Genomic DNA, 8,146 nt, shown 5'->3' with positions numbered 1-8,146 from the left:
CGTCCGGCGCGGAGCTGGTCCACCTCAGCCGTGCGTCCATCATCCGGCGCCCGTCCGCGTCCAGCACCGTGTAGTTCAGCGGAAGGTTCTGCCCCTGCGTGCGCAGGTAGCGCAGCTCGGGCGGCTCCTTGAAGCGCTCGATGGCCTCCCACTCGCGCGTCTTGGCGGGCACCCAGATGATGGACGTGAAGAAGCTCAGGTTGGGGGACGCCAGGGAACAGCCGCAGCCCAGGCCGCCGCCGAAGGTGAAGGTGACGCCGGTGGAGCTGTACCAGCGCAGGCCGATGAGCAGCTCCGCGGGAATCTGGCGGGGCTGGTCGGGCTCCTTCTCCAGGCCCACCGCGCCGTGCACCATGCCGAGCGCGGTGATGCCGCTGCCGCGCAGGAGGGGCACCTCGGTGCCCAGGCCGAAGGGCGCCATGTCGCCCATGTTGACGCCGCTGAACACGAGGTCCGGCCGCTTCCAGAAGCCGCCGTTGAGGGCCAGGAGGATGCCGGACTCGAAGCGGTAGTCGACGACGACGCCCGGCGCCCAGGTGAGCTCGCCGTCGCCCGCGAAGGCCTCCTGCACGCCGGTGGGGAAGCTGACGTTGAAGGTGAGCGCGCTGCCCCAGCCGTGGCCTTCCGCGGAGCGGCGCAGGCCGGGGAGGGCCACCTTGCCGGTGAGGCGCAGGTCGCCGAGCGCGAAGCTCTCCACGGGTCCTTCCGAGCCGATGACCTCCAGGTTCTGGCCGCCCTGGAGCATGACGAGTGGCAGGTCCACGCCCACTTCGGCCCAGTCGAAGAGGCCCACGGTGGCCATGACATCCAGCTGGAGCCGGTTGCCCACGAGGCTGATGGAGCCCACGTCGCCGTCCTTGGGGACGAGGGACAGGGGGTTGATGGAGTAGCTGAGGTAGGGCCCGGCGGAGACGGACAGGTGGGACAGGGGCCGGGACTGGGTGACCATCACCAGGTCCTGCGGCGCGCCGGAGGGACGGAAGAGCTGGAGGTTGAAGCGCGCATCCGGCGCGGCGCTGGCGGCGGTGGACAGACCCAGGGCCACGAGCAGCGGGAGGAGCGACGTGCGGGAAGGCTTCATCGGACGCGGCGGGAGGAGCGCAGGAAGAGGAAGCCCAGGGCGAGGGTGACGAGGATGGCGGTGCTGCCGGTGGGGGTGTCCTCGGCGGTGGTGCCGCAGCAGAAGGCGCCGCCCTGCGGTTCGGTGCCGGGCTTGCGGCGGCCGCGCTCGCACTGCTGGGTCTCGGCGGAGCAGAACTCGACGCCCAGGCAGTCGCCGCTGTCGGCGCAGGAGATGTCGCAGGTGTTGGACGTGGTGTCGCAGGTGCCGCCGCAGGGGCAGTGGGCATCGGCGAAGCACTCGACGCACGTGGCGCCGTCGCACACGAGGCCTTCTTCGCATGTCACGGCGCAGGCGTTGGTGTTGTCGCAGGTGCGTGTGGTGGGGTCGCAGGTGCCGCTGCCGCAGTCGGAGTCGTTGACGCAGCCCACGCAGACGCTGTTCTGCACGGAGCCGTCGGTGAGGCAGAACGGGGTGGCGGCGTCACAGGCATCGCAGCGGTCGCCGCAGCGCTTGTCGGTGGTGCAGGCGCTGCATTCGCCGCTCAAGCAGAACTGGCCGTCGCCGCACTCGAGGTCGGTGCGGCACTGGACGCAGACCTCGCCGTCGAGACAGAAGGGGCGCTCGCCGGGGCACTTGGAGCAGCCGGGGCCGCAGCGGTCGGCGGTGTTGCACTCCGGGACGGCGTCGACGCAGGCGCCGTTCACGGTGTCGCAGCGCTGGCCGTTGGAGCACTGGCTGTCGGTGGTGCACTCGACGCAGGAGGGCGGAGCGCCGGGGGTGGGTGCGGCGCACTGGGTGCCATTGGGGCAGCAGTTGCAGGAGTTGCCGGCGCAGGCGTCGTTGGAGTCACAGAGGACGCAGGCGTGGTTGGAGCAGCGTAGCCCGCGGTCGCAGTCGGTGTCCTGGTTGCACTCGGCGCAGGTGTTCGAGGTGGGGTCGCAGACCTGGCCGTTGGGGCAGTTCTCGTCGCCCGTGCACTGGACGCAGGTGAAGCTGGGTTCGTCACAGACCTGACCGGAAGCGCACTGGGAATCGTTGACGCAGCCCTTGCAGGTGTTGTCGGTCAGGTCGCAGCGGCCGGTGACGCAGTCCGCATCCGCGGTGCACTGGACACAGGAGTAGCGACTGTTGACGTTGGCGCAGTGGGGCGTGGACTGACCGCAAGGTGAGCAGGTGTCGCCGCAGAAGAGCGCCGAGTCGCAGGGCGCGCAGAGGGCCGCGGCGTTGCAGTAGTAGGACGAGCCACAGCCGCCGTTGCCGGGGAGGTTGGCGAACTGGCGGTTGCACTGATCACACTGGTTCAGGTTGGCCGGGAACGACGGGCGGCCATTGTCCGTCTGGAAGAACTTCTCGGCCGGGACCAGGCTGAAACCAGAGGTGCTCAGGTTGACGAAGGGCGCCTGATTGGCGGAGCGCTCGAAGTCAGTGAACGCACCGGCGTTGACAGACAGCTCCAATGCCGCGTGGTCACCGATCTCTGCATACAGGATTTCGACAGGGTAGAGGCCCGTCTTGGAAAACCTGACGGTGTTGGTGGTGCGCCAGGTCGCGAACCCGAGCGTGGGTGGGCGGTTGATGACCGGATACGCAGTCTGAGCGCGGTCGTAGATGACGAGGCTGACCGCGTCGTCCGCGTAGAAGCCAAAATGCAGCCCGACTCCGATCATGTCCGGCGTGACGTTGATGAACCCGCGCAGACGTGATGCGAAAGACGTGGTCGTGTCATTGATGAAGAAGCCGCAGCCTCCGCTTGGACATCCCGACACGACATCAATGAAATCGCCGTAGCTCTGCCTGAGGCCACCGGTGTTGTTGTTCGACAGGTCGAACGGGGTCCTCAGGACCGACGTCACCCGGCTCGACCTGTTGGCCTCCATGAAGGAGTTGATGCCGCCGTTGAACGTAGCCTCGCTCTGCGGGAAGTCACCCGCCGGGTTCGTGGACACGCTCGATGCGATGCAGAGGCCGGTTCCAATCTCTCCAGGCGATGGAGCGATGGGGTCTCCCGTGACGACGACCTCCGGCTGCTTGGCGGCCACGGCAGGCGCGCTCGCGAGGCACACAGCGAGCAGGGACAGCGCGGCACACGCGCGGAAGGGGAGGGGAGAGGGTCGCACGGCGGCGGGCAGCCTCCCAGATTTGCTTGACGTTCTCAACTTCCTTCCCCACGTCACGCGTCCCCGTGCGTCGAGAGGACCTCCAGGGTCCTCCGCCACTCGAACGACGTCCGCCGGGAACGAAATCAAACTCACCCCGTACAGCAGGCAAAACTGGAAATCGTCACGGCGTCCCGCGACTCACGCGCGGCGGCACGCGACATCCCCATCCTGGGAGCGGATGAAGGCCGCGGCGAGCTCTCCGCCCAGGGCCGCGCACAGCACCTCGAAGGTGCGCCGCCGGGCCCCGCCGAAGAACGCCGGCTGCCGGGCCAGCGTCTCCGGGTGACGCACGAAGACGTTGTACCCGAGGATGCACCCATCCGCGCGCAGCACGGTGATGCCATCGGTGGACATCATGCCGCGCAAGAGCTGCGCGGTCGCCCGCACCGCCGACGCGGCGCTGCCATCCGGCGTCGCGTGGTGCCGGTCCAGCAGCGCCACCACGTCCATCGGCCGGGGCAAGAGGATGCCATCCACGAACAGCGCCGACCCCGCGCGCTCCCGGGGCAGCACCGCCACCAGCGTGCCGTGCGAGGACTGCATCACCTCGAACAGCACCCGCCGGAAGAAGCCTCGCGCGTGCTCGCGGCTGGAGGGCAGGACCTGCTCGGTCACCGCGCTCGCCAGCGAATCCAGGACCACCGAGGGCGGCTCCAGGTCGATGCGCGCACCGGACAGGTACACGTGCCGCACCAGCCCGCCGCCCGCGCGCAGCTCGATGATGTTGTCCGCGAGCTGCAACACGCCCACCACGCGCACGCCCCGCTCCGGCGCGTTGCGCAGGCGCTCCAGCGGCGTCTCCGCCAGGGGGAACGGATCCGTCCGGAAGATGCCGTAGGTGAGGCCCTCCGCCTCGCGCAGCAGGTACAGCGCCCACCAGCGCCCCTGCCCCAGCGGCGCGCACTGCTTGAGCGCCCGCTGGATGGTGGCCCGGGTGCGCGGCCCCGAACCGATGGGAATCGGGTCGTGCCCACCCAGCAGCTCCAGCATCGCGCCCAGGTCGTCGCCCAGGAACGCGGTGGGGAACAGCAGCGCGCCCTCCTCGCGGTAGCGCGACAGCGTCACCAGCAGCTCACTGAGCGCGTCCGCCGTCTGCGCGCACGTCATGTCCGCCTCGTCGAGGAACACCCCGACGGACTCGGTCAGCAGGTGTCGGAACGACAGGATGAGAGGGGAACCCGCCTCCGGGCCCGGACCGGTCATGGCACTGCCGAGCATGACGCATCGGTGGCGACGTGGCACGGACGAACTCACCCCGCCGCTCGGAAGGCCGGAGGCTTGTCCGGGAGCGGCCGCCTACTCCGTCGCCGCTCGCGCCGCCTCCAGCGTGGCCGCGGTGCGCAGCCAGCCGTCGGCCTGGGCGTCCAGGTGGGACAGCAGGTCCGTGAAGAAGCGCGTCTCCATCGCCTGCGCCAGCGTGGCCCCGTGGGAGTCCGCCCACCGGCGCGTCACCGTCGCGCGCACCTGGGCCCCCAGCAGGTCCACGAAGCGCTCCAGCAGCGGCGTGGACAAGAGCGTGCCCGCCCACACCACCGCGTCATGCCCCAGGCCGCCGGTGGCCACCGTCACCACCGCCGCCGCTCCCGATGGCACCGAGTACACCAGCGTGGTGAGCGTCTGGAGCATCTCCTCGCGCATGCCGCCCTGCAGCTCGCGGCCCACCAGCTCGCGGCAGAAGTCATACAGCGTCACCCGGTCCGTCGCGTGCGCGTGCAGCGCACCCAACTCCAGCGGCGCATCCAACCGGCCGAGCATCGCGGGCCCGAAGGCCTCCGCCAGCTTCTGCTTCGTCTCCGCGTCCCCGCGCCACGCGGCCACCTCCGGCGCGAACGCGTCCACCAGCCGCCGCAGCCCGTCCTTCAGCGAGTCGTCCACCGCCTGCGTGGGCAGCGCCTCGTGGGGCCGGGGCCCGGTGAAGGACTCGCGCACCTTGCGGCTCACGAACGTGAGCGCCGTGGCCAGCCCCCGGAACGGCAGTCGCACGAGCCGGTGGAAGGTGCTGCGCGCATCCAGCTCGTCCCGGAACGCATCCACGAGCACGTCCGCGGGCACGGCCTTCAATGCGGCCTGCGCGCCAATGCCCAGCAGGTCGTGCCGCAGCCGCTGCCGCAGGCGCTCCGGCTCCCGCGCCGCGCGCGTGGCGGCCCGAGCCACCGCGTCCAGCTCCGAGCGCGCATCCGACAGCGACGCCTCCAGCGCCCGGGCCTTCAGCTCCCGCGCATGTTCGGCCTGTCCCAGCAGCGCGGCGAGCGGAGGCCGTCCATCCAGCGCCTCCGTGGCGAGCGGCTTCAGGCCCGCCTCCACGTCCGGCTGGTGCGGCGCGAGATAGCGCGCGATGGGTGGGTGGCCCACGTCCTGGGCCAGCTTGTCCAGGTGTCCCCGGGCCACGTCCTCGCGCGTGGCCTCGTTGTAGACGAGCAGGTACGGCCGCCCGTGGCCCACCGCCGCGCGCAGGAAGTCCACCAGCGCCGCGTTCTGGTACGTCTGCCGGCTCACCACGAACACCAGCACGTCCACCGTGACGAGCAGCGCCTCGGCCCGCTCGCGGTTGTCGCGGTACACGCTGTCGAAGTCCGGCGTGTCCATCACCAGCAGGCCCCGTGGCACCGCGTCCGCCAGCACCAGGTACAGCCGGCCCGCGGGTCCGGGCGCGTCCACCGGCGCCACCGTGCCCTCCACCACCGGGACGATGTCGTAGCGCTGGGTCAGCACGTCCTTCAGCTCGCCGGTCCACGTCTCCGGGTGCGCCGCCGCCAGGCACTGCTTCGTCAGGCCGCCTTCGGGACGCGCGGGGGACAGGGACGCCTTCGCCAGCGCGTTGAAGAGCGTGGACTTCCCGACGTTGTTGGGCCCGGCGATGGCCACGAGCAAGAGCGGCATGTCGTCCGGGCCGGAGCCCAGGCGGGGCAGCAGGTCGCGGCGCAGGCGTTCGGCCAGACGGCGGGCCACGTCGGCGTCGCCTCCTTCGGGGAAGCGCTCGGAAGGAGGCAGGGCCTCCAGGGCGGACGCGAGGGCGGTGCGCAGGGCGTGGGAGTGCTTCATGGGCATGGGCCGCGCGCAAGACAGCACGCACGCACGGCGGTGCCCAGGAATGTGTATGCGCTCTGTCCACCGGGGACACCCCCCATGAGGCGCGCTAGGGTGCGCCGCATGCGCCTCCTTCTTGCCTGCCTGCTCCTGTCGGGGTCCATCGCCTGCACGGCCACGCACGCCAACGCGCCCGCACCCGACGCGCCCGCATCCGACGCGCATGCGCAAGGCCCGCTGCCCTTCATCGCGGACGACTACGCCCGCGCGCTCGCCGAGGCGAAGGCGAAGGGCGTGCCCCTGTTCGTCGACACGTGGGCGCCGTGGTGCCACACCTGTCGCTCCATGCGCGCCTACGTCTTCACGGACAAGGCCCTGGCGAAGCACGCGGACCGCTTCGTGTGGCTGGAGCTCAACACCGACCTGACCGGGAACGCGGCCTTCCAGGAGAAGTACCCGGTGGAGTTCTGGCCCACCTTCTTCATCATCGACCCGCGCGAGGAGAAGGCCCTGCTGCGCTTCGCCGGCAGCGCCACGGTGCCGCAGCTGGAGCGCCTCTTCGAGGACGGCGAGCTGGCCTACAAGGGCGGCGCCACCGGCGCGGACGCGCTGCTCGCCCGGGGCGACGCCCTCTACGGAGAGGGCAAGCCCGCGGAGGCCGCCGAGGCCCTGTCGCTCGCGCTCGCCGAGGCCCCCGCCGACTGGTCCCGCCGGGGCCGCGCGCTGGAGTCCCTGCTGATGGCCCAGTACGGCGCGAAGCAGTACGTGCCGTGCGCGCAGAAGGCGGTGGCGGAGCTGCCGAAGGTGCCGCGCTCGCTCAACCTCGTCAACGGCGTCCTCAACGGCCTCACCTGCGCGCTGGCCATCCCCGAGAACACGCACGAGACCGCCAGCCTGCGCTACGCGCTGGAGGCGAAGGCGCTCGAGGTGCTCGCGCCGCCCGCCATCGCGATGGAGGCGGATGACCGCTCCGGCATCTACGAGGTGCTCGTGCAGGCACGCACCAAGGAGGGGGATACCGCGGTCGCGAAGCGCGTCGCCCGGGAGTGGATCACGTTCCTGGAGGGCGAGGCCGCGAAGGCGCCCAACCCGGAGGCGCGCACCGTGTTCGACTCGCACCGCATGCTCGCGGCGATGGCGCTGAATCAGCCCGAACGGGCCATCCCCGCGCTGGAGCAGAGCGAGCGAGACCTGCCCCAGGACTACAACCCGCCCGCGCGGCTCGCGATGCTCTACCTCCAGACGAAGCAGCTGGACAAGGCGCTCGCCGCGAACGACCGGGCCCTCGCGCGCGTGCAGGGCGCCCGGAGGCTGTCCGTCCTCGGCGTCCGTGCGGACATCTACGTGGCCCGGAAGGACGAAGCGGGCATGGTGAAGACCTTGGAGGATGCGATCTCGTTCTCGAAGACACTGCCCGCGTCCCAGGTGTCGGCGAGCCGGATGGAGGCCCTGGAGAAGCGGCTCGCCGCCCTCAAGGCCCCGGCCGCGGCGCCGTAGCGACGCGCACCTTCAGCGCCCTTCGAGCGGCACCGCGCGCCGGGCGTCCAGGTCGAACAGCTCGAAGTCCTCGGCCCGGCCCTCGCGCATGGCCCCGTCGGTGAAGACCATCACCGCCTCACCCGCCCCCGTCTCCGGGGGCGGTCCGTGCGCGTAGTCTACGCGCGTCCCGTCCGTCACCAGGTGGCGCAGCACGCCGTCGCGCACGGGGCCCGGGGACACCAGCTCCCGCACCCGCTTGTCGCGCGTGTGGCCCACCACCTGCGTCAATCCCAGCGGCAGCCGGCGCGGGTCGAACCGCCGCCGGGGCGTCCCGCGCACGCGCTCCGCGTCCTCCGCCTGGAGGCTGGGCCGCTGGTAGAAGATGCCCCGCCCCTCGCCCGACGCCGCGTTGCCCGGC

Annotated in this window: 4 protein-coding genes and 2 pseudogenes; 1 reads left to right on the top strand and 5 read right to left on the bottom strand. The window is 71.3% G+C overall.

The window, feature by feature from the left end; genetic code table 11:
* From D7V93_RS31570 to D7V93_RS31555, 4 genes and pseudogenes are all read right to left on the bottom strand, one after another.
* A pseudogene (locus D7V93_RS31570) lies at positions 1-1,081 on the bottom strand (hypothetical protein); the annotation flags it as partial.
* Positions 1,078-3,180, bottom strand: coding sequence for an outer membrane exchange protein TraA (gene traA, locus D7V93_RS31565; RefSeq protein WP_244237634.1), 2,103 nt, complete (start codon positions 3,178-3,180; stop codon positions 1,078-1,080). The pseudogene D7V93_RS31570 and the gene traA, both read right to left, overlap by 4 nt.
* A gap of 180 nt (positions 3,181-3,360) precedes the next feature.
* Positions 3,361-4,425: a hypothetical protein gene (locus D7V93_RS31560; RefSeq protein ID WP_120646916.1), complete on the bottom strand. Its 1,065-nt coding sequence runs from the start codon at positions 4,423-4,425 to the stop codon at positions 3,361-3,363.
* 93 nt (positions 4,426-4,518) lie between these two features.
* The gene (locus D7V93_RS31555) at positions 4,519-6,264 is read right to left on the bottom strand and encodes a GTPase (protein WP_208723219.1); all 1,746 of its coding nucleotides are present in this window, start codon (positions 6,262-6,264) and stop codon (positions 4,519-4,521) included.
* A gap of 108 nt (positions 6,265-6,372) precedes the next feature.
* On the opposite strand from D7V93_RS31555, the gene D7V93_RS31550 reads away from it, so the two are divergent.
* On the top strand, positions 6,373-7,746 hold the full coding sequence (locus D7V93_RS31550; protein ID WP_120646915.1) for a thioredoxin family protein: 1,374 nt from the start codon (positions 6,373-6,375) through the stop codon (positions 7,744-7,746).
* A gap of 12 nt (positions 7,747-7,758) precedes the next feature.
* On the opposite strand, the pseudogene D7V93_RS31545 reads toward D7V93_RS31550, so the two are convergent.
* A pseudogene (locus tag D7V93_RS31545) lies at positions 7,759-8,146 on the bottom strand (metallophosphoesterase); the annotation flags it as partial.

It is taken from the genome of Corallococcus llansteffanensis, from assembly GCF_003612055.1.
In the GTDB taxonomy this organism is placed as follows: Bacteria; Myxococcota; Myxococcia; order Myxococcales; family Myxococcaceae; genus Corallococcus; species Corallococcus llansteffanensis.
Note: the sequence above shows the minus strand (reverse complement) of the source record. Positions and strands in the feature narration are given on the sequence as shown.